This is a genomic window from Hymenobacter wooponensis (assembly GCF_004745865.1).
In the GTDB taxonomy this organism is placed as follows: Bacteria; Bacteroidota; Bacteroidia; order Cytophagales; family Hymenobacteraceae; genus Hymenobacter; species Hymenobacter wooponensis.
Genome location: NZ_SRKZ01000002.1, coordinates 743,790 through 762,549, shown reverse-complemented (window position 1 = coordinate 762,549; position 18,760 = coordinate 743,790). Strand labels below are relative to the sequence as shown.

Here is an 18,760-nt window from a genome sequence, read left to right as displayed (position 1 = left end):
CCGAATCCATGTCTGTTACGACCCTCCGCTACGCCGATACCGGCTCATTCTCGCCCCTGATTGCCGACTACCTCGGCCGGCGTCCGGAACTCAGCCAGTACTACCACCGCTTCCCCGCTCTGGAGGAATTTGCGGCCCAGATAGAAGAAAAAAAGGCTGCGTACACCCCCGAAGCCCGGCAGCGGCTAGTGGCCGCGCTGCGCGAGCAGTATGCCGCCGTGCCGGACGTAAACCCGATGGTGCAAGCCAATATTGACCTGTTGGAGAAGGATACCACTTTCACCATCACCACCGGTCATCAGCTCAACTTGCTCACGGGGCCGCTGTACTTCGTGTACAAAATTGTTACGGCCCTTAAGCTGTGCCGCCAGCTAAAGGAGCAGTACCCGCAGTACAATTTCGTACCGGTGTACTGGATGGCCACCGAAGACCACGACTTCGCTGAAATCAACCACCTCCACCTCTTCGGGAAGAAGTATGAGTGGAACGCCGCCAACACTGGTGGGCCCGTGGGCCGCCTGGCGTTAGATGGGCTGGAAGAGGAGCTGCTGCTGCAACTACCCTCCGATATGCCGGCCGCTTTCCGAGAGGCCTACACCACCTCAGGCACGCTGGCAGAAGCCATGCGCAAGCTCACGCATTCACTGTTCGGGCAGTATGGGTTGGTAGCCCTTGATGGCGACTCACCGGCCCTCAAGCAGGCCCTGATACCGGTGCTGGAAAAGGAAATTCAGCAGCAGGCTTCCAATCAAGCGGTGCAAGCCACCAACCAGCAGCTCGAAGCCGCGGGCTACAAGCCGCAAGTGTACTCCCGCCCCCTGAATCTATTTTTCCTCACCGATGGTGGCAAGCGGGAGCGGCTGGAGTACGATGCGGCGGCCGACTGCGTGCAAATCACGGTGCGCAATACCAATCGATGTCATAGCCAGGAGGAGTTGCTGGAGCTAGCCCGGCAGCATCCGGAGCAGTTTAGCCCAAATGTGGTGCTGCGGCCCTTGTACCAGGAATTGCTGCTGCCTAACCTCTGCTACATTGGGGGCGGCGCGGAAGTGGCCTACTGGTTTCAGCTCAAGCAGATTTTCACCGACAACCAAGTGCCCTTCCCGATTCTGCTGCTCCGTAACTCGGGATTATACATTGGAAAGGCCAACGCTGGCAAGCTGCGCAAGCTCGGTCTCACGGCCCCCGATATTTTCCGACCGCTGCCAGACCTGAAGAAGCAGGTAGGTGCCGCGCTAGGCCAGGAGGAAGTAAGCCTGGCCGCTCAGCAGCAGGCGTTAGCAGCCGTATTTAAGGAAGTATCTGACTTAGCTCAGCGCCTCGACCCCACGCTGGTGAAGACCGTAGCCGCCGAGCAGCAAAAAGCCGCCGCTGGCCTAGCCGGACTAGAAAAGCGCCTTAGCAAAGCCGCTGAATCCAAACATGAAGTGGCCTACAGCCAACTCACTGCGCTTAAAGAGAAATTGTTTCCTGGTGGCTCTCTGCAGGAGCGCGTGGATAATGTGCTGAGCATCCTGATCAATAACCCCCAGTTTATTGATCAGCTGTTAGAAGCCTTCGACCCCCTGGCCCTGGAGTTCACAGTGCTAGAGGAAGAGTAGAAAATTTAGGTAGTAATGCTGTAGAAACGGCCCGCCTCACCGGTTGAAGCGGGCCGTGCTAGTATCCAAGAGTATGCTGAAAGCAGATATTCGCCGGAAATTTATGGCCCGCCGCCGGAGCCTCTCAGAGGCAGAAGTTGGGCAGCGTAGCCAAGCAGTGCAGCAGCAGTTGTTTGCGCAGTTTACCGTAGCTGAGTGGCAGTGGCTACACGTATTCCTACCCATCCCGCAGCGCCGAGAACCAGATACGTGGGGCATCATCCGGCATGTTTGGGCTGAGCAGCTGCCGGTGCAGCTAGCGGTGCCCGTAGTACAGGCAGACGGCCATACGCTGCGCCATTACCACCTCACTCCTAATACTCAGTTGGTCGATAACCGGTGGGGCATCCCGGAGCCCGTAGGCGCTACTGAAGTGCTACCGGCGCAGCTAGATGCCGTATTGGTGCCCCTGCTAGCTTTCGACGAAACCGGCCACCGTGTAGGATACGGCAAAGGCTTCTACGACCACTTCCTAGGCCAGTGCCGGCCTGATACGTTGCGCATCGGGCTGAGCCTAGAACCGCCCGTGACGCATATAGCCGACACTTGGCCCGGCGACGAGCGACTGAACGCTTGCATCATGCCGGAAAAGGTGTGGCGGTTTGAGGCCTATTAAGCACCGGGCGCTAAACTATAGTATTGGTTCTATATACTTCGTAGCCGCGGATGGCCGTTGAAGAGGTAGTATCCACTATGCCTCTTATTACTATGGCCTCAACTCAGCCTCTCGACTTATCCGCCAAGCGCCTCCGCCGAACCTTCCGGGCCATCGTACCCCCCGACATGACCCCTATGGTGGGCGTTGGGTTCTTATTAGTATCGTTCTTCCTACTGACGATTACCGTGAGTAAACCCACGGTAATGCAGGTCACTATGCCGGTAAAAGCACGTCCTAATGAGTTTGGTTAAGGATGCCTTGGGCGAAGTGAAATCTTGACGCTTGTGTTGGGTAAGAGCAGCCAAGTGTATTACTATTCAGGGGAATATGGGTATACCGAAAAGTCCGAAATTCATTTGACGAATTTTAGCTCTACTGGCCTACGGCAGGTGCTTCTGGCATTATCAGATAGAACAATAGTTCAGATCAAACCCAGCAATGAAGCTAAATACCAGGACATGGTAGACGTCTTGGATGAAATGAATATTACCGACCGCAAGAAGTACGCAATGGTAGATATCAGTGCAGCGGAGTACGACCTGATTAAGAACAGCAGGTTGTAAAAGCGACCGAAGCGAGAAGCAAATTGTTATAACTGGGTTGAGAAGGCCGGGCCCTCTGCTTGGTTGCGTTGCCGATCTTTAGGCGGCGTGCTTTTGCCAGAAGGGGTGGAAGTATTGGTGCGTTGCGCGGCTAAGACTTGAGCTAGTTTGCACAATCCGATTTTCATGCGAGAAATAATTACTGATATAGATAGACCCGCTTCGAATAGTTAGAAGCAGAAATTAAGGTAGCAATATATAGTAGATAGATCAGTGTAGCAACTGGTTTTAAATTTCAGAGGTGGGGCTGACAAGTCGGCGCAACAAATGCCAAATGACGCGCACCAGTTGTGCAAGCAACCATAACGGGAGAGAAACCAGTAGCACTAGATTTGTGGGGCGCACCACGAGATAGGTGTTGTGCATCTGGATGTCGAGAGGAGCAAGCTGAAAAAAGGGGGCACCAAGTGCGTAGCCTAGGCCTATCGTAGTGGGGATAATAACACTTAAGGCTAACAGGCATTCTTTGCTCAACCGCTTCAGAAGCTGCATAGGCCTAGGGAGCCGTTTCGACCTTTACAATGCGCGCCTGACCCCAGGGCGCAATGCTCACCTGCACTCGCAACGACTGCCGTTTCTGTATTTCGCGGCCCATGTCTTCGGGTACGTAGTAGCGCTCCAGGCCATAGCGCAGGCGTAGGCCACGCCGCCAGACATCCTGAACGGAGCCCCGCAATACCGCTTGATTGGGCTGTGTCTCGGGTTTTTCAGAATAGACACCCACGGCTTCATAAGAACCGTTGCGAGGCTCCAGTAGCACGTAGGCCGCCTGCTGTCGGCGTGGGAGCTGAGTACCATGCCACAGGTGGCCCGGTAACTGGCTGATGGAGTAGTTCAGGCGCACATAGTCGCCATATAGTAAGTCGCGCGGATCGACGGGGGCCGTACGGAGCCAGATGGACTGGCCTAGCGCACCCGTAGCATAGCCAGCGGCAGCCACGCCCAGCACAAAAAGCACCTGGGCAGCCACCAGCCACTTCAGCCATCGCCGGTGTTGGGTGGGGGCAAGTTCAGGGAGTGGCTTCGGCTGGACGGGGGGGCGTGCCGGGAGGGTAAGAGGCTGCTCACTCATGATTTCGCAGGAGTTTTATCGGCGAACGTATGGTTGGCGCGGCGCCGTAGGTACCAGCTCAGCCCTAGCAGCAGAATTCCGCCCAGCAGGAAAAACAGTGACTTGTCCATGAAGCCCCACGTGAGCTTAAAGTAGGCCACTGCCGTAGTAACGATGAACAACACCGTTCCTAGCGTTACGCGGTCGGGGTTTTGCTCTTGGTGCGCCCGGAACAGTACTGAACCGGAATAAGCGTACAGCACCACCAGCGTAGCCACAGCCAGGGCTAGGCCACCCGTGAAGTAAAAGCCCGGCAACAGCAGCAGCCAGTCGGTGGCGCTAGTGAGGCGGCCGCGTTGGCGCTTGCCCAGCAGAGATATGGCCAGTACGCCCCCCATAGCGCCCAGGTAAGCCAGCAGCGGCGGCCGGAGCTGCCCAGTGTACATATCAGACTCGCCAAACAAGGCTAACCCAAGGGTAAATAGAAAGGCTGCTACCAACGGTGGCCCTTGCATGGCGCGGCCGGCGGGTCGGTCGGGTTGCCAGTCGCCGAAGGCGTAGATGAGCATGGCCGGCACAAAAAACCACGTGATTTTGATGTGCAAATGGTTTATCAGTAATGCTGCTTGCCACAGCAACCCCGCCGCTAGTACACCTCCCGCTAGCGAGTTGGGGCGGCGCCACCAGTAGTAGCCGAGGCCCAGCGCCGTGAAAGCCGCCGTGAGGTAGCTGAAGGCGCCCAACTGCCCCGTGTTGTAGCCTTGCACAATACCCCCAATTACCACCGTCATGATAAACAGTAGGTTGCTGCGGTAGAGCCACGTAAGGCCCATGCCCGCCACGGCCCAGGCCAGTAGTCCGGTGAGGTCGTAACCGATGAGTTGGTAGAGCTGGCTGGTGAGCACAATGCTAGCCCCGAACAGAACCAGGCCGAGCGCAATTAGGCCCATGCCTAGGTTGGTGTTGCCGCGCCGCCGGAAATACTCGCCGGCTGCATACGCGCCGCACAACGAGCCCAACAGCAGGGCCAAACGCAGCAGCTCCGGCAAGCCCTGCCAGTTAGCTGCCACCAAACTCAGTGCGCTCAGGCCTACTAGAAAGCTGCCCAGCAGCGGCAGTAGGCCTATAGCAGTGGCATCGGTGGGGTAAAGGGCCAGTAATTGCTCCCGCTGCTCTTCCGTGATGATGCCTTTCTGCACCCATCCCGGCCCGTCGGTTTCAAGAAATTTTCGACTCATAACAGCACCAACTTACGCAGGATGTGGGAAGTGAATGGGCGCATTGTTATTCTGCCAAATAATTCTGGGTGTTTGCCCAGGCTTTCCGCTCCCGCCGACGCTGCTCGGCTCTATGGTCAACGTGCCTATTGTTGGAAATCCGTTTGTCGGTGTCAAAGCTCATAACGCCTTCTGCAAGACGTGCCCCTTGCCGAACCATTAGGCCGTTGAAAGGGCAGGTGTCGTAGCCGCAGTTGTGCTTGGTATACAAGCCAAAATTGCGGTGCCGGATGCGCTTATTACTCAATATGCGCTGTTGCGCCCGCTTAATTTCATCCCATGCAGCCCGTTTATCGGCCACCGTTAGCTCCTGGCCTAGCGTGTTGAGGCCGAAGTAGGTGTCGGGGTCTTTGAGCTGTAAAAACTCATAGAACTTGGGGAAAGCGTCGGCCGCGGCATCCCGCAACCGCTGACGCTGCTGCAAATCCAACCTTTCATTTTCAAGTAGACTGCGAAATAGGCCCAGGGAGTTAAAGTCAGTATAGCGTCGATAGTTGACTAGCAAGTAGCGGTACTCAGCTTCACTGAGTTGATTCAGACGACGGTTGAGCTTCATGTGTATGTCTAACTAATCAGGCCACCTTCCGGGCCCGGGTCATTTCGCGCTTGCCGGGAGGGCCGGGAATTTTCTCTACCAGCCAGCCGGCGGCTTTCAGGCTGCGGCGGAAGCTGCCTTTGGCGCAGTAGCTTACCAGCACCCCGCCGGGAGCCGTGGCGGCGTAGAGCTGGGCAAAAATTTCATCCGTCCACATATCGGGTTGCTTTTCTGGCGCAAAGGCATCGAAGTAGATAACCTGATAGGTGTTTTCGGCCAGTGGCGTTTCTTGCAGTTGCCCGGCCAGTTTGAGTAGCACAAACTGCGGAGTAAGCACTACTGGCCGGCCCCAGGCGGAGGCGTGCAGCTGCTGCTGATAGTCCAGTAACTCATCGTCGTAGGTTTCAGTGCTGAGCTGCCCAATGACCTCGGCGGGCAGAGGAAACTTCTCGATGGTATCGTAGAAAATAACCTGGGAGCTGGGCAGCGCTAGGCTGCGTTCCAGCGTCAGCAGGGCATTCAACCCAGTGCCAAAGCCTATTTCTAATACCCAAACCGGCGTTGGAGGCTCCGCAGTAGGAGGGAGCATAGGCTCTAGGCCAGCCGCCAGATATACGTGGCGGGCTTCCTGCAGTGCGCCGTGGGTAGAGTGGTAATGCTCATCGAGGGCGGGCACGTAAAGCGTGCTAGACCCGTCAGCGGTAGTGCGTACTTCGAGTAAGGGTGTGGACATGCAAGGTTGTGGAGTGGAATGAAACAGGGGCGGGGGAGCGGGCAGAGCGGAGCGGAAAATACGAATTGAACGGCAACTTTGGCGTTGGTACGTAGTCCTACTTATCCTTCTACTACTTATTTCACTACCTCATGGCCCGCATTAAAGTACAGCTGCCAGATACCTTTCTCTTCACCACGCAGCTCCCCATCCGGATTACAGACCTCAATTACGGAGCGCATTTGGGTAACGACGCCCTACTTAGCATCCTCCACGAAGCTCGCGTGCAGTTCCTGCAGTTTGTAGGTCGCCCTGAGGTAGACCGCGCTACTGGCCTAGGCCACATTATGGCCGATGTGGCCATTGAGTACAAAGGCGAAGGCTTCTACGGCGACACCCTGCACATTCAGATGGCTGCCACCGACCTGCATACTTTCGGCTTCGACATTGTGTACTGGGTGAAAAACCAGGATGGCCGCGAAATTGCCCGCGCCAAGACTGGTATGCTCGGCTTCGATTACAACACGCGCAAGCTCCTGCCCCTCGGGGAAGAGGCCACCCGTCGGCTGCTGGGGGAGTAGTGGCCTAGGCCAGGTGGGAAACATAATGATCTTCCTGCTGAGCAGGCAGCGCATCAAGCCAATGATAAGGGCATATTCTACTGCTTCGTTACAAAGTTCTAGGCCAGTAGTTGGTCAGGGGTAGACATGCTTCAATAAGCGGATGCTAGATGGAGCATGGCGTTCTGCTATGAGTACTATGCTGCTAGTAAACCGCTAAGCTCGATTCCTGGGTATATGCGGAAAGGCAAATTTCTGGGAACCCAACTGCCTCTGGTGTTGTATCTTTGCAGCTATGATTGACTTGCCCGTACTCACCAAGCGCGACATCCGCAAACTCACCCCCGACGAGCTCAAAACCTTTATGGTAGAGCACGGCGAAAAGCCGTTCCGGGCAAAGCAGGTGAGCGAGTGGTTATGGAAGAACACTGCCTCGTCGTTTGAGGAGATGAACAACATCTCCCTGGCTACCCGGCAGTTGCTCGATCAGTATTTCACCATTAACGGGGTGAAGGTGCAGAACCAGCAACTCTCCAACGATGGTACCATCAAGTCGGCGTTCCGGCTGTATGATGGCAACATTGTAGAAGGGGTGCTTATCCCGCACGACACCCGCATGACTGCCTGCATCAGCTCGCAGGTGGGCTGCTCGCTCACGTGTAAGTTCTGCGCCACCGGTTACATGGACCGCAAGCGCAACCTCGATGCCGCTGAAATCTACGACCAGGTGGTGCGCATTCGGGAGCAGTGCGAGGCCCAGTACGGCACGCCGCTCACTAACATTGTGTACATGGGTATGGGCGAGCCGCTGCTGAACTACGCCAACGTAGTAGAAAGTGTGCGTCGCATTACCGCCCCCGATGGCCTGAATATGGCCCCGCGCCGCATTACCATCAGCACCGCCGGCATTGCCAAGATGATTAAGAAGCTGGCCGATGATGATGTAAAGGCTAACTTGGCCCTTTCGTTGCACGCCCCCAACGATGCCAAGCGCAACGAAATTATGCCTATCAACGAAGCTAACTCCCTAGCCTCGCTGAAGGAAGCTCTCAAGTATTACCACCAGGCCACGGGCCGCAAGGTCACCTACGAGTACATCGTGTTCGAGAGCTTCAACGACACGCTACAGGACGCGGAAGAGCTGTACCAGATTTCGAAATGGATTCCCTGCAAGGTGAACCTGATCGAGTATAACCCCATCGAAAACGCCTCTTACGTCAACACCGCCGACGATAAGCTAACCGCCTTCCATAAGTACCTCGCCGACCGCGGCGTGCAAACCAACATCCGCCGCTCACGGGGCAAAGACATTGATGCTGCTTGCGGTCAGCTAGCCGTGAAAGAAAAATCAGAAGTAGCCTAGGCTGCTCTAACATACCCTAACAAAAAAGCCCGGCTCCATGGAGCCGGGCTTTTTTGTTGAGGTAAAAACTACTTCTGGGCCGTTTTGCCGAACCGGAACGAAAGGTCTAGGTACACCGGATAGATATAGCCAAAGGCACCGTCTCCTTCAAACGGAGCTACGTAGAAAGAGCCGATGCCAAACGTTGTGCGGGGCCAGTTGAGGCGAATGCCGTAGAGGCCGGCTAGGCCACCACTGCCGGAAGTGATAAGGTAGTTTTCCGACATCAGGGAGATACGCTTGCTTACCCGGGTAGCGCCGCTAAACACCGCAACTGGCGACTCGCCGAAACCTTGGTCGCCCTGGCCACCGGAGAAACCATACCCCAGGCCTACCGTGAAGTTATTGTCGGCGCTGCCGGTAGTGAGCAAGCCATAGGCCACTCCGGCGCCGTAGCCGCTACTGTTATTGTAAGAGTCAAAGGTGGGGATGCGGGCGTACAGCACTCCCGCGCCTACGCTTAGCTTATTGCTGACCGGATAGCTAAACTTAGGCGTAATGGCTACCAGTTGGTTATCAAGCCCAATGCCCGGAAAAGCCGAGGCCAGTAACCCGACGGATACATTGTCGGTGACGCCGTAATTGATGCCCAGCAGGAACAAGTCTATCGTCTGGAAGTATCCTTCGCCGGCGCGCAGGTTGCGGGCAGTAGGAGCAAAAAATACGCGTGTGCCGTTGCCTACGTAGCCCCATGTGGGGTGGCGCATGGCATCCTGCAACTCAACCCGGGGCAGCAGCTCCATTCTGGTTATCTCACTCCGCGGAATAATTACCGCCCCCGGTTCTTGGCTGCTAAACTCTAGCTCCTGCGGGCGGGAAGCCCGCAAAATGCCGGCAAAAGTAGACCCCGAGCGCAGCGTAACGCGGTAGGAGGCCCCAATAGAATCGGTTGAGCTGGCGCCAGCCGCTACCCGCATAGCTTTTGCCTTGTCCTCAATCTGCCGGCGAGTGTATAAGTACTCATACTGCGGCATAGGGCGCAGTATTATGCGGCCATCAACGAACGTGGTGCGCAACGTGATGAGACTATCAGGCGTGAGGTTCTGCTCAAGGGTAGCCTCCTTGAAATCTTTGTTGGAATAGAAGGGGAAAAGCCCATAAAGCGTCCGTTCCTGAGCGTCGATAACGGGGCCAACTATTGGGCTAATAACTAGCGGGCGAGTAGTGGGTTGTTGCGCGTACAAGGTGCTACTCCACAAGAGAAAAAGTAGCAAGCTGAACAGCCGAGGCGATAGTAAAGAAGAAAGCATATAGCCGATGAATAGGAGTGTGATCCAAACGTATCACTTCGGCGCTTCACTACGATATAGAGCTTCTTATATAATATCAACGAGTTAGACTTTGTAGCAGTAGATAGCCTAAACTTAACAAGCCCGTTTCCTGGCCTAGAATGCTGTTCTAGGCCAGGAAACGAGCTTGTGTAAGGCGTTAAAATCTGGACTTTCTATTTGTGTAAAAAAAGGGCATTGATAGCCCATTTTCGCATACTTTCGAGCCTGTGAGCTTACCCGCGCCAGCGCCCCTCGGAGCGTGGGCGACCAGTAGTGATTTCTTCTTTGGTTTCGCCTTCCGGCACTTCCCGCGTTTCGATGCGTACGGCATGAGCCTTAGGCTGCACTTTCTGCCCGAAAGCGTCGGCAAACTCTTGCGTAAACTCTGCGCCAAAGAAGATAATCAGGGACGAATAGTTTACCCACAGCAACAGCACAATAGCCGAACCCGCAGCCCCAAACGCCGAGCCCGGATCAGACTTAGCAATATAGAATGCAATCAAGTATTTGCCCACCAGGAAGAGCAAAGCCGTAATAACTGCTCCAATGCCTACGTCGCGCCAACGAATAATAGCGTCGGGCAGGAAGCGGTAAATCAGGCCAAACAGCAGCGAAGTGATGAAAAGAGAAAGCGTGAAGTCAACGATGTGAATGAAGATAACGGCAACCTCAGGAAACCACTTTTGCAGCTGATCGGTGAACACACTGAGCAAGGCGCTAATCACGAAGGAGATAAGCAGGAGCAAGGCTACACTCAGAATCAGGCCAAAGGAAAGGAGCCGGTCGCGTACAAACTGCCAGATACCATTGCGGGGTTTTACCTTGAGGTTCCAGATGTCGTTGATGCTTTCCTGTAGCGTCACGAAGAATGTGGTGGCGGCAAAAATGAGGGTGCCCACGCCAATAATGGAGGCCACCCCAGACTTTTGCTGCTTGGTAAACTCGGCAATGGAGTCCTGCAGGAACTTGGCCGAATCGGGGCCGAGGAACCCGCGCATTTGCCCATAAATCTGGCCTGTTACAGCTTCAGTACCATAAATGGCGCTGGCCGTTGTGATAACAATGATCAGCAGGGGCGGCAGGGAAAAGATGGTATAATACGACAGGGCCGCCGCGTGGCGAAACGAGTTGTTCACCATGAACTCACTGGCCGTCGTTTTCAGGATACCAAGGATGTCGGAAAGGCGGTAGTGCGCGGGCATATAGCAGAAAAATCGGGAAGGTGTTGGGAGTAGTACGACGGCTATTGGAACTACGTTGGCTAAAGACGACCGCCATTCGTAGCTTTAGCGTACAAGCTGAACCGAAGCCACGTGGTTATCGGGTGCAGCTTTTTCCCTCATCATGCGAGTTAGTAGCCTTTCCAAAGTAGCCCTAGGCCTGTGCATCACCGGGCTATCCATTAGTGTTGGCGCCTGCCAGCAAAAGTCGCCTTCAGGCAAGAAGCAGCGGGCCGGTAAGTCGGCTACGGTGGCGGCAGACACGGCTTCCTTTCCCGCCGCGCCTGATTTTGACCGGGCTGGCTCCGATGCTAAGGCTATGGCCCTCGCCGACAAGGTAATGCGTCAGATGGGCGGATACCCGGCTTGGCAACAAACGCGCCTCATTGGCTGGGACTTCCTCGATGGCTCTTACCAGCTCTGGGACAAACACACCGGCGACTTCCGGTGGCAGAAGGATAGCACTGTGGCCGTGTACAACATCAACACGAAGCAAGGACAGGCCTACCGCAGCGGCAAAGACATTTCGGCCACGCCCGATGGGCAGAAGCTGCTGAGCCGGATGTACCCCATCTGGGTGAATAACTCCTGGTGGCTGGTAATGCCCTTCAAGCTCAAAGACTCGGGCGTGACGCTCACCTACAAGGGCACGAGCACTATGATGGACGGTAAGCCCGCCGAGGTGCTTAACATGACGTTTAAGAACGTAGGCGTAACGCCCGACAATAAGTACGAAGTGCTCATCAACCCCGCTACCAATTTGGTAGAGGAGTGGGCCTATTTCCCAAAAGCTACGGATGCTCAGCCCGCCTTCCGCCGCCGCTGGGCCGATTACCGTCGCTACGGCCGCATCATGCTGGCCTCCGACCGCACCGATGGGAAAGATGGCCGCAAGCTTGACCACGTTTATGCTTCGGACACCGTACCCACCGGCGTAATGACCAGCAAGACGCCCATCACCAAGCTCTAGGCCAGTACACGGCCGAGCTAAAAGGCCCATCATGCTCAGCATGATGGGCCTTTTAGCTTAGTTGGGCCACCTATTTTTTGAATTCCCAGGTCAGTAGCTCAATGGGAGCCACGCGCAGGGCGGAGGCTAGTTCCTCGTCGTCCTTGAATTGTAATTGGCTCAGCGTGGAGGCCTCTACGCTCACAGTAAAGCTCTTCTCCCGAAAGGGCCAAGGCTGAACCGTGGCTGGGCCACCAGGTTCGGGCACTACTACATCATAACGCTGACCATTGGAGCCGGTATAAATTTCTAGGCTGCGACCCATTTCAGGGAGCTCCTGGCGGCACAGAATCAGGCTCAGCCGGTCGCACCAGTGCAACAAGTCGTAGTAGCTCTGCGCTTCCTTGCGCGACAGTTTAAGCTCTTTCAGCCACTGCTTTTGCTTGGCCTGCTGCTCGTCCAGAAAAGCATCGGTCTGCTTGTTTTGGCCGCGCAGGCTTTCATACAGCGTACTCAGGTGCAAGCTGGTCAGCAAACTGCGCCACCGCCCCTGGAAACGAGCGGCTTTTATTACGCCCGTAGCCTGCTCCAGAGAAAACTCCTTCATGGTGAAGTTGGCCGGCGCCCCCGCGGGCGTGAGGCCGTAGTGGCCAGTCCACTCCGGCTGCTCATCGTCGTGCTGGGCAATGGCGGCCAGTAGGCCTACCCATTTATCAGAATCGCCGAAGGGCTGCCAGTGCCAGGCTAGCTGGGTGGCTAGTAGCCCGTGCGCCTGTTGGTAAATAATTTGCCAGCCGGCCGGAGTATGGTTGACGATCATGCGGAGCACAGTAATAGTTACCGCAGAGGAACGCACGGGAGACGCAGAGGTTCGCAGTGAAACGGTGCAAAAAAGCCTCGCCAGGTGGGCGAGGCTTTTTGTGGTGGCCTAGGAAACCGGAGCAGGCTGCAATTCCTTCAGGTGCAGCAGCATGTCGTCGGTCATCTTGTCTAGCGTGAACTGCGGCTGCCAGCCCCAGTCCTGGCGGGCCTTAGAGTCATCGATGCTGGCGGGCCAGGAGTTAGCAATCTGCTGGCGCGAGTCGGGCTGGTAGGTAACCTGAAAATCGGGGTAGTGGCGCTGAATGCTGCGCGTGATTTCCTCGGGCGAGAAGCTCATTGCGCCCAGGTTGTAGCTGCTACGCACCTGAATGTTGTCGGCGGGTGCGTGCATTAAGTCCAGAGTTGCTTTCAGGGCATCGGGCATGTACATCATGGGCAGGTAGGTGTCCTGCTCCAGAAAGCACTCGTAGGCCTGTCCGGCTACGGCTTTGTGGTAAATATCCACGGCATAGTCGGTGGTGCCGCCGCCGGGGAGGCTCTTGTAGCCGATGAGGCCGGGGTAGCGCAGGCTCCGTACATCGAGGCCATGCTTGCGGAAGTACCACTCACACCACTGCTCTCCGGCCAGCTTGCTGATGCCGTACACCGTATTGGGGTTCATAACGGTGAGCTGCGGCGTGTTTTCGCGGGGCGTATCGGGGCCAAACACCGCAATGCTGCTAGGCCAGTATACCTGCTGTACGCCCAGGTCTACGGCCGCATCGAGCACGTGAAACAAGCCATCCATGTTCAGCTGCCACCCAAATTTGGGGTTCTTCTCAGCCGTAGCCGAAAGCAGAGCCGCGAGGTGGTATACCTGCTTCGGCTTGTATTGGCGCATCACTTCCTCCAGCCGAGGCTTGTCTAGCACATCCAGCAGTTCAAACGGGCCAGCTTCTTGCGCCTCGGGGTGTTGGGGCGCCCGTACATCGGCGGCTACTACGTTGGAGGCACCATAGATCTGGCGCAGCTCGTGGGTGAGTTCTAAACCAAGCTGGCCGCCGGCTCCGATAACCAGTATTGTATCGCTGGGGGTGGTAGACTGCATATATGCTGAAAAAGGAGGGTGTGGGTGGATGGGGGCTACAAAGATAACGGGGTGAAATGGTTCTGCCGAGTTCAGCGGCAAGCCCTCTGAGCTGGACGTAGTAAACGAGCATACAACCTTCTGGCCGGTGCGGGTATCCGTCTGCCAGAGAGCTTTCCATCCGCAACCTCTTATGGTTACACATTCAGGTTTACCTATGCAGTACATATCCGCGCGGCGTATGCTGCTAGGCCTATTCCTATGGGTTGGTACAACTGCGCCTGTGCAGGCCCAGCCCACTCCGCCAGTGTACCGCAACCTGGTGATGGAAGGGGGCGGCATCCGGGGCATTGCTTACGGGGGCGCCCTGGCCGAGCTGGACAAGCAGGGCGTATTAACTGGCCTCCGCCGCGTTGGCGGCACCTCCGCGGGGGCTATTCAGGCGGCACTGCTGGCGGTGGGGTATTCGCCTCAGGAAATAGTGGAAGTAGTAAATCACACGCCTATTCAGCGGCTGAATGATGGGCGCCTGATGTTCTTCGGCGGCGGCACTCGCCTTGTGAAGCAATACGGCTGGTACCGCGGCGACGAGCTGGCCCGCTACCTCAACCAGTTGGTGGCCCGCAAAACGCAGCGCCCCAACCTTACGCTAGGCCAGTTGCACGCCCTGGCGCAGCAGGAGCCTACCCACTACCGCGACCTGTATACCACCGGCACCAACCTCACTACGCAGCGCACCCAAATCTTTAGCTATGAAACCCACCCCGACCTGCGCGTGGCCGATGCCGTGCGTATCAGCATGAGCATCCCGCTCTACTTCCGCGCGGTTCTGCTAGATGCCGGGGGCCATATTGTGCGTCATCCAGTGAAGGGGCAGCCGGTTGATGTACTGGTTGATGGGGGCCTACTGGCCAATTATCCGATTTGGATGTTTGATGATGCGCGCTATTTGTCGTCAGGTGCTGGGGAAGCTCCCGCCACTGGCCCGCTCTTCAACCCCGAAACTCTAGGCCTCCGCCTCGACCGCCCGGCCCAACTGGCTCTTGATACCTTGCCCACCGGCCGTCAGCAATTGGCGCCCTACCCCGTCCGCGACTTCGGTTCGTATGTGGGTGCCCTTTACACAGTGGCCATCGAAAACCTAAATCCCGCCCAGCCCCGCGACTGGGAACGGACTATCAGCATCAGCACCCGTGGCTACAATCCCAAAATCAAGCGTTTATCTGAAGCCCAGAAGCAAGAATTAATGCACAGCGGCCGTAATGGAGTACTAGCATTCCTCAGGAAGGACTAGGTGAAAGTCAGAGGTAAGGCCTTAAGACCGCATGCGGAATACACCCGAATTAGGAGTACACCGTAGGCAAGCCTCACGGGCTACTTACTGGCCTAGAACTGCACCATCGGGGCTTGGGATGTGCTCAGTAAGAGGCTTTGTTGTGGCGTTCTAGGCCAGATCAACAATTAGAAATTATACGATAGGCCACCGGAAATGCCGGTCGACTGGCCTACGTTGCGGCCTGCCACGTAGGAGCTCACCCCCACGGAAGCGCCAAGGCCTTTGGTAAGCGGGCGGAATAGGTTAACGCCCACCCGGATAAAATCTACTCGCGTGGCGGTGAAGTTACCGTTGAAGCCTGGCTGCAGAATATCGGTGCCACTCTTGTCTGACTTCTGGAAGGAAGCCAGGGCCTCGGCGTATAGCTTGGTGCCTGCAAACCCAACCTTAGTTTCGGCCAAAAAGGCATTGGGCACGAGGCCACTGCGTAGGCTGTAGCCTGCTTGCCCAGTAGCAAATACCCCCGAGGCAGTTTTCACGTGCAAAACCCCCAGCGTAGTAACCTTGGTGGCCCGGTTGCCGATGGCAATGATGTAGTCTAGGCCAGTATTCGATTTATAATCACTGAACGGCGTGCTTACAGCCACCACGCCCAACAGATCAACGAGGTAGTTACCAACGGTGCCGGAGTACGACTTGAACTTCAGCACACCGGTGATGTCCTGAAAATCCTGGCGCGAGTTACGGAAGCCCAGGTCCTGCACTACTTGTTCGTCGGCCCGACCCTCTGACTTAATGTAAGGCAAGCTCACAATCGCGTCAATCTTGTCGGTGAGGCCATAGCTAGCGTACAGGTTTACCGACGTCACGTAGATCTGCCGGTAGATGGGTACCATATTTACTTTTTCCGGGACGAGGTATACCTGCTTGTAATTCTCAGCAGTGGTAGAAACGGCAATAGAACCGTGGTGCTTTCCCGACATGAAACCGCTTACCAAACTTTGGGCGGAAACTGTGGCTCCGGAGGCCAGTACAAGGCCAGCCGTCAAGCCAAAAAGAGTGGAGAAGTGTTTCATGAGAAAAAGTTCGCAAATGGTGTGTTAGTGAGGTAAATGTTGCTGTAGTCTGGCGAGGTTGGGAGCGTGTTTCTGTGAATCGTCGCATTTACGCGACCAATGTCTCATTCGGATTGGTAGACGGTAAATCCATTTTGGGAATAGGGTCGTTAATTGCGTATCAGTTTAATACAACTGAATAGCGCCCTAATAACCACACCTTTTGCATTGGCTTTTTTCATGAAACACCTTTTCTCATTTCTCCTTGCTGGCCTAGTTGTAAGCGCCACATCTCTCACCAGCTGCCAACGCGAAGACGTGGCGCCGTCCATTGCGAACATTGCCGTGGCTGGCCAAGATTTTAGCGTGCTAGAAGACGCTGCCATCCGTGGGGGCGTAGCCATCACGCTCACCAACAAGGCCACCAGCGGTGCCCAGTACACTGTATTTGCTCCAACCAATGCTGCCTTCGCCCGCCTAGGCCTCAACAGTGCCTCCGACTTACTGGCCCTGCAAAAGCCTTTCCTTACTAGCACCCTGCTCTACCACACCGCTGCTGGCCGTTTAGAAAGCAGCACCTTTAAAGCGGGCAGCACGTCTGCTTCCTTAGCGGGCCCCACCCGCCGCATTATTACCCGCGACGGTAACTTATACGTGAATGGCTCCCGCATCCTGGCCCTGGATGTACAAGCCGCCAACGGCATGGTGCATCCAATTGATAAAGTGCTGCTGGCCACCGGGGCCGATATTGTGCAGTCGGCGCTGGCGCTTAAAAACGGGCAGGTATTCGTGAAGCCCGAACTCACCTTTTTGGTAGAGGCGCTTATTTACTGCAACCTGACCGATGCCCTTACGGCCAAGCCCGGGAGCCCATCGTTCACCGTATTTGCCCCTACCGATGCTGCCTTCAAAGACTTAGGCCGCAAGCTGGGCGTGGCGCTTGACCAGCCCGCTGATATTCGTAAGCTCCCCCAGGCCACCGTTACGGCGGTATTGCTGAATCATGTGGCTAACAACGGCGGCACTTTCACCCCAGAGTTGAAGGACAACGCCAACCTGACCACGCTGGGCGGCGAAGTAAAACTGGGCCTCTTCACTGATGGAGTGGTGCCGGTGCAGGGCAAGGGCAATACCACACCCGCTACCATGGTAATTCCGGATGTGCAATGCACTAATGGGGTGGTGCACGTTATCGACCAAGTGCTGCTGCCCTAAGGTAATTAACAGAGAGTGAACAGGATTTGAATGCTAAAGTGTAAGTTCTTCCTGCAAGGGCAGAAATTATACTTTACCTTTGTGCGCAATTTTTGCCTCTGGGCTGTACCCACCTGTTTTTTATATTTTATGTCGTTTTTTCGTTCTGCTTTGTTAGGCGGTTGGCTACTGCTGGCTTCCGTTATGCAGGCTCAAGCCGGTTCTGGGGCCACGCCAGTAGAACAAAGTGCCTTATATGGTACTGAGGAAGTCACTTTTCCGAATGCAATTGATAAGCTGCAGCTAGCCGGAACATTAACAGTTCCGCAAGGAGCGGGTCCGTTTCCGGCAGTTGTACTTATCTCGGATATGGGTGCACAGAACCGCGACGGTAGTGTGCGAGGATATCAACCGCTGCGGCTACTGGCTGAGCACTTAAGTGAGCAGGGCATTGCCGTGTTGCGTTTCGATGACCGGGGCGTGGGCAAATCGGAAGGCGATAATAGCGCCACCACAACCCTCGACCGCGTGAAGGATGTGCAAGCCGCAATGCTCTACCTGCGTACGCGGCCCGAAATTGCGGCTGCTCGAGTAGGCGTGATTGGTCACGGAGAAGGAGGCAACGTAGGCCTGTTGGCTGCCGCCCAGCCGCTACCTCCCGCCTTCGTTGTGACGCTGGCAGCTTCCGGCCAAGTAGGGCGCGATTTGCTGGCAAACCAGCAAGCTGCGCAGCGTATGGTTGCCTCTGCCGATACTTCCCAAACATTGGGCAAGCGTCGTATGCTGGCCCAGCAGGCTCTTGAGCAGCAGGTAGCAAGCATGCGAGCCTCAGGCGCCAATGCAGCCCAGGTAGAAACTGCGGTGGCAAAGTACCAGCTGAATCAGAAAACGGAAGCTCAAAATGCCCTAACCAAAGCTCTTGCGCGGGAGCAAGCCATGCTGGAAATTGTGCGCCAGAACCCCGATAATGCCCAGGTGCAAGCTATTCTGGCCAATATGATGCGCCAAGATAACGCTGAGCTCGACCCCAGCCAGGCCCGGACCTTAGCGGCCCGCCGAACTACTACTTGGTACCGTAGCTATCTGAGCTTCGACCCGCAGCAATACCTCAGCAATGTAAAGTGCCCCGTGCTGTTAATGCAGGGCCTCGATGATGAGGAAGTAGCTCCTACCAACCTAGCCCTGCTGGAAAAAGGCCTGAAAGCCAACCGCACCGTGACGGTACAAAAGTTTGAGGGCGTTAACCACGTATTTCAAGCGCCTGAAACGCACTGGCCCCTGGTAGACAATGTGCGCCAGCCAATTTTCTCCTACATAGCCTTATCCGCTATTCGCGAGTGGGTGCGCCAGCGGTAGTTTTGGTAGAGAGGAACGCCTAGGCCCCTATTGCTAGCAAAGGAGCATGGCGGCCTACGGAAACTCTGCTCCGCTTTTAGCAGTTTGCTGCTTGTCATGGAGAGGACTTTATCC

The 18,760-nt window shown here is 55.9% G+C and carries 20 protein-coding genes; 10 read left to right on the top strand and 10 right to left on the bottom strand.

Features of this window, described 5'->3' with window-relative positions:
• Positions 1-8: 8 nt before the first annotated feature.
• The 4 genes from bshC (at position 9) to EU557_RS09475 (ending at position 2,861) form a co-directional block, all read left to right on the top strand.
• Positions 9-1,601, top strand: a complete 1,593-nt coding sequence (gene bshC / locus EU557_RS09490; protein ID WP_135530138.1) for a bacillithiol biosynthesis cysteine-adding enzyme BshC — start codon at positions 9-11, stop codon at positions 1,599-1,601.
• A gap of 73 nt (positions 1,602-1,674) precedes the next feature.
• Positions 1,675-2,256, top strand: coding sequence for a 5-formyltetrahydrofolate cyclo-ligase (locus EU557_RS09485; RefSeq protein WP_135530137.1), 582 nt, complete (start codon positions 1,675-1,677; stop codon positions 2,254-2,256).
• Positions 2,257-2,348: 92 nt separating this feature from the next.
• A complete protein-coding gene (locus EU557_RS09480) occupies positions 2,349-2,549 on the top strand; it encodes an ExbD/TolR family protein (protein WP_167855145.1) in 201 nt (66 codons plus the stop codon).
• A 105-nt stretch (positions 2,550-2,654) separates the two neighbouring features.
• Positions 2,655-2,861, top strand: coding sequence for a hypothetical protein (locus tag EU557_RS09475; RefSeq protein ID WP_135530135.1), 207 nt, complete (start codon positions 2,655-2,657; stop codon positions 2,859-2,861).
• Positions 2,862-3,128: 267 nt separating this feature from the next.
• Here the strand turns inward: EU557_RS09475 and EU557_RS09470 are convergent, their stop codons facing one another.
• Genes EU557_RS09470 through mnmC2 form a run of 5 tightly spaced genes read right to left on the bottom strand, consistent with a single transcriptional unit; the run spans position 3,129 to position 6,496 of the window.
• Positions 3,129-3,392, bottom strand: a complete 264-nt coding sequence (locus EU557_RS09470; protein WP_135530134.1) for a hypothetical protein — start codon at positions 3,390-3,392, stop codon at positions 3,129-3,131.
• A 4-nt stretch (positions 3,393-3,396) separates the two neighbouring features.
• Entirely contained in the window at positions 3,397-3,972 is a 576-nt protein-coding gene (locus EU557_RS09465) for a GDYXXLXY domain-containing protein (protein WP_135530133.1), read from the bottom strand.
• Positions 3,969-5,189 carry a DUF2157 domain-containing protein gene (locus tag EU557_RS09460; RefSeq protein ID WP_135530132.1) on the bottom strand — a complete coding sequence of 407 codons (1,221 nt, stop codon included), beginning with the start codon at positions 5,187-5,189 and terminating at the stop codon, positions 3,969-3,971. The genes EU557_RS09465 and EU557_RS09460 overlap by 4 nt, the downstream gene beginning before the upstream one ends.
• Before the next feature lie 46 nt (positions 5,190-5,235).
• Positions 5,236-5,784: a hypothetical protein gene (locus EU557_RS09455; protein ID WP_210116015.1), complete on the bottom strand. Its 549-nt coding sequence runs from the start codon at positions 5,782-5,784 to the stop codon at positions 5,236-5,238.
• 16 nt (positions 5,785-5,800) lie between these two features.
• Positions 5,801-6,496, bottom strand: a complete 696-nt coding sequence (mnmC2, locus tag EU557_RS09450) for a tRNA (5-methylaminomethyl-2-thiouridine)(34)-methyltransferase MnmC2 (protein ID WP_135530131.1) — start codon at positions 6,494-6,496, stop codon at positions 5,801-5,803.
• 131 nt (positions 6,497-6,627) lie between these two features.
• Here mnmC2 and EU557_RS09445 point away from each other — a divergent pair, with 131 nt between their 5' ends.
• Both EU557_RS09445 and rlmN read left to right on the top strand, forming a co-directional pair.
• Entirely contained in the window at positions 6,628-7,056 is a 429-nt protein-coding gene (locus EU557_RS09445; protein ID WP_135530130.1) for a thioesterase family protein, read from the top strand.
• Between the two features lie 274 nt (positions 7,057-7,330).
• The gene (rlmN, locus tag EU557_RS09440; RefSeq protein WP_135530129.1) at positions 7,331-8,398 is read left to right on the top strand and encodes a dual-specificity RNA methyltransferase RlmN; all 1,068 of its coding nucleotides are present in this window, start codon (positions 7,331-7,333) and stop codon (positions 8,396-8,398) included.
• 68 nt (positions 8,399-8,466) lie between these two features.
• Here the strand turns inward: rlmN and EU557_RS09435 are convergent, their stop codons facing one another.
• Both EU557_RS09435 and EU557_RS09430 read right to left on the bottom strand, forming a co-directional pair.
• On the bottom strand, positions 8,467-9,687 hold the full coding sequence (locus EU557_RS09435; protein WP_135530128.1) for a hypothetical protein: 1,221 nt from the start codon (positions 9,685-9,687) through the stop codon (positions 8,467-8,469).
• Positions 9,688-9,941: 254 nt separating this feature from the next.
• Positions 9,942-10,910, bottom strand: a complete 969-nt coding sequence (locus EU557_RS09430) for a YihY/virulence factor BrkB family protein (RefSeq protein WP_135530127.1) — start codon at positions 10,908-10,910, stop codon at positions 9,942-9,944.
• Between the two features lie 142 nt (positions 10,911-11,052).
• On the opposite strand from EU557_RS09430, the gene EU557_RS09425 reads away from it, so the two are divergent.
• Positions 11,053-11,898 carry a hypothetical protein gene (locus EU557_RS09425; RefSeq protein ID WP_135530126.1) on the top strand — a complete coding sequence of 282 codons (846 nt, stop codon included), beginning with the start codon at positions 11,053-11,055 and terminating at the stop codon, positions 11,896-11,898.
• Between the two features lie 70 nt (positions 11,899-11,968).
• Here the strand turns inward: EU557_RS09425 and EU557_RS09420 are convergent, their stop codons facing one another.
• Both EU557_RS09420 and EU557_RS09415 read right to left on the bottom strand, forming a co-directional pair.
• Positions 11,969-12,733 carry a DUF3891 family protein gene (locus EU557_RS09420; protein WP_135530125.1) on the bottom strand — a complete coding sequence of 255 codons (765 nt, stop codon included), beginning with the start codon at positions 12,731-12,733 and terminating at the stop codon, positions 11,969-11,971.
• Positions 12,734-12,805: 72 nt separating this feature from the next.
• Positions 12,806-13,786, bottom strand: a complete 981-nt coding sequence (locus EU557_RS09415; RefSeq protein ID WP_135530124.1) for an NAD-dependent epimerase/dehydratase family protein — start codon at positions 13,784-13,786, stop codon at positions 12,806-12,808.
• 196 nt (positions 13,787-13,982) lie between these two features.
• On the opposite strand from EU557_RS09415, the gene EU557_RS09410 reads away from it, so the two are divergent.
• The gene (locus EU557_RS09410; protein ID WP_167855144.1) at positions 13,983-15,059 is read left to right on the top strand and encodes a patatin-like phospholipase family protein; all 1,077 of its coding nucleotides are present in this window, start codon (positions 13,983-13,985) and stop codon (positions 15,057-15,059) included.
• 167 nt (positions 15,060-15,226) lie between these two features.
• Here the strand turns inward: EU557_RS09410 and EU557_RS09405 are convergent, their stop codons facing one another.
• Positions 15,227-16,117: a hypothetical protein gene (locus EU557_RS09405; protein ID WP_135530122.1), complete on the bottom strand. Its 891-nt coding sequence runs from the start codon at positions 16,115-16,117 to the stop codon at positions 15,227-15,229.
• Positions 16,118-16,336: 219 nt separating this feature from the next.
• Here EU557_RS09405 and EU557_RS09400 point away from each other — a divergent pair, with 219 nt between their 5' ends.
• Together EU557_RS09400 and EU557_RS09395 are read left to right on the top strand one after the other, a co-directional pair.
• Positions 16,337-17,311 carry a fasciclin domain-containing protein gene (locus EU557_RS09400; RefSeq protein WP_135530121.1) on the top strand — a complete coding sequence of 325 codons (975 nt, stop codon included), beginning with the start codon at positions 16,337-16,339 and terminating at the stop codon, positions 17,309-17,311.
• Between the two features lie 129 nt (positions 17,312-17,440).
• On the top strand, positions 17,441-18,646 hold the full coding sequence (locus tag EU557_RS09395) for an alpha/beta hydrolase family protein (RefSeq protein ID WP_167855143.1): 1,206 nt from the start codon (positions 17,441-17,443) through the stop codon (positions 18,644-18,646).
• Positions 18,647-18,760: the final 114 nt, after the last annotated feature.

Coding starts and splice junctions, on each gene's coding strand:
- EU557_RS09465 (WP_135530133.1), bottom strand. CDS start 3,972: ATGAGTGAGCAGCCTCTTACCCTCCCGGCACGCCCCCCCGTCCAGCCG.
- EU557_RS09415 (WP_135530124.1), bottom strand. CDS start 13,786: ATGCAGTCTACCACCCCCAGCGATACAATACTGGTTATCGGAGCCGGC.
- rlmN (WP_135530129.1), top strand. CDS start 7,331: ATGATTGACTTGCCCGTACTCACCAAGCGCGACATCCGCAAACTCACC.
- mnmC2 (WP_135530131.1), bottom strand. CDS start 6,496: ATGTCCACACCCTTACTCGAAGTACGCACTACCGCTGACGGGTCTAGC.
- EU557_RS09400 (WP_135530121.1), top strand. CDS start 16,337: ATGAAACACCTTTTCTCATTTCTCCTTGCTGGCCTAGTTGTAAGCGCC.
- bshC (WP_135530138.1), top strand. CDS start 9: ATGTCTGTTACGACCCTCCGCTACGCCGATACCGGCTCATTCTCGCCC.
- EU557_RS09405 (WP_135530122.1), bottom strand. CDS start 16,117: ATGAAACACTTCTCCACTCTTTTTGGCTTGACGGCTGGCCTTGTACTG.
- EU557_RS09485 (WP_135530137.1), top strand. CDS start 1,675: ATGCTGAAAGCAGATATTCGCCGGAAATTTATGGCCCGCCGCCGGAGC.
- EU557_RS09455 (WP_210116015.1), bottom strand. CDS start 5,784: ATGAAGCTCAACCGTCGTCTGAATCAACTCAGTGAAGCTGAGTACCGC.
- EU557_RS09445 (WP_135530130.1), top strand. CDS start 6,628: ATGGCCCGCATTAAAGTACAGCTGCCAGATACCTTTCTCTTCACCACG.
- EU557_RS09395 (WP_167855143.1), top strand. CDS start 17,441: ATGTCGTTTTTTCGTTCTGCTTTGTTAGGCGGTTGGCTACTGCTGGCT.
- EU557_RS09410 (WP_167855144.1), top strand. CDS start 13,983: ATGCAGTACATATCCGCGCGGCGTATGCTGCTAGGCCTATTCCTATGG.
- EU557_RS09470 (WP_135530134.1), bottom strand. CDS start 3,392: ATGCAGCTTCTGAAGCGGTTGAGCAAAGAATGCCTGTTAGCCTTAAGT.
- EU557_RS09430 (WP_135530127.1), bottom strand. CDS start 10,910: ATGCCCGCGCACTACCGCCTTTCCGACATCCTTGGTATCCTGAAAACG.
- EU557_RS09435 (WP_135530128.1), bottom strand. CDS start 9,687: ATGCTTTCTTCTTTACTATCGCCTCGGCTGTTCAGCTTGCTACTTTTT.
- EU557_RS09425 (WP_135530126.1), top strand. CDS start 11,053: ATGCGAGTTAGTAGCCTTTCCAAAGTAGCCCTAGGCCTGTGCATCACC.
- EU557_RS09460 (WP_135530132.1), bottom strand. CDS start 5,189: ATGAGTCGAAAATTTCTTGAAACCGACGGGCCGGGATGGGTGCAGAAA.
- EU557_RS09480 (WP_167855145.1), top strand. CDS start 2,349: ATGGCCTCAACTCAGCCTCTCGACTTATCCGCCAAGCGCCTCCGCCGA.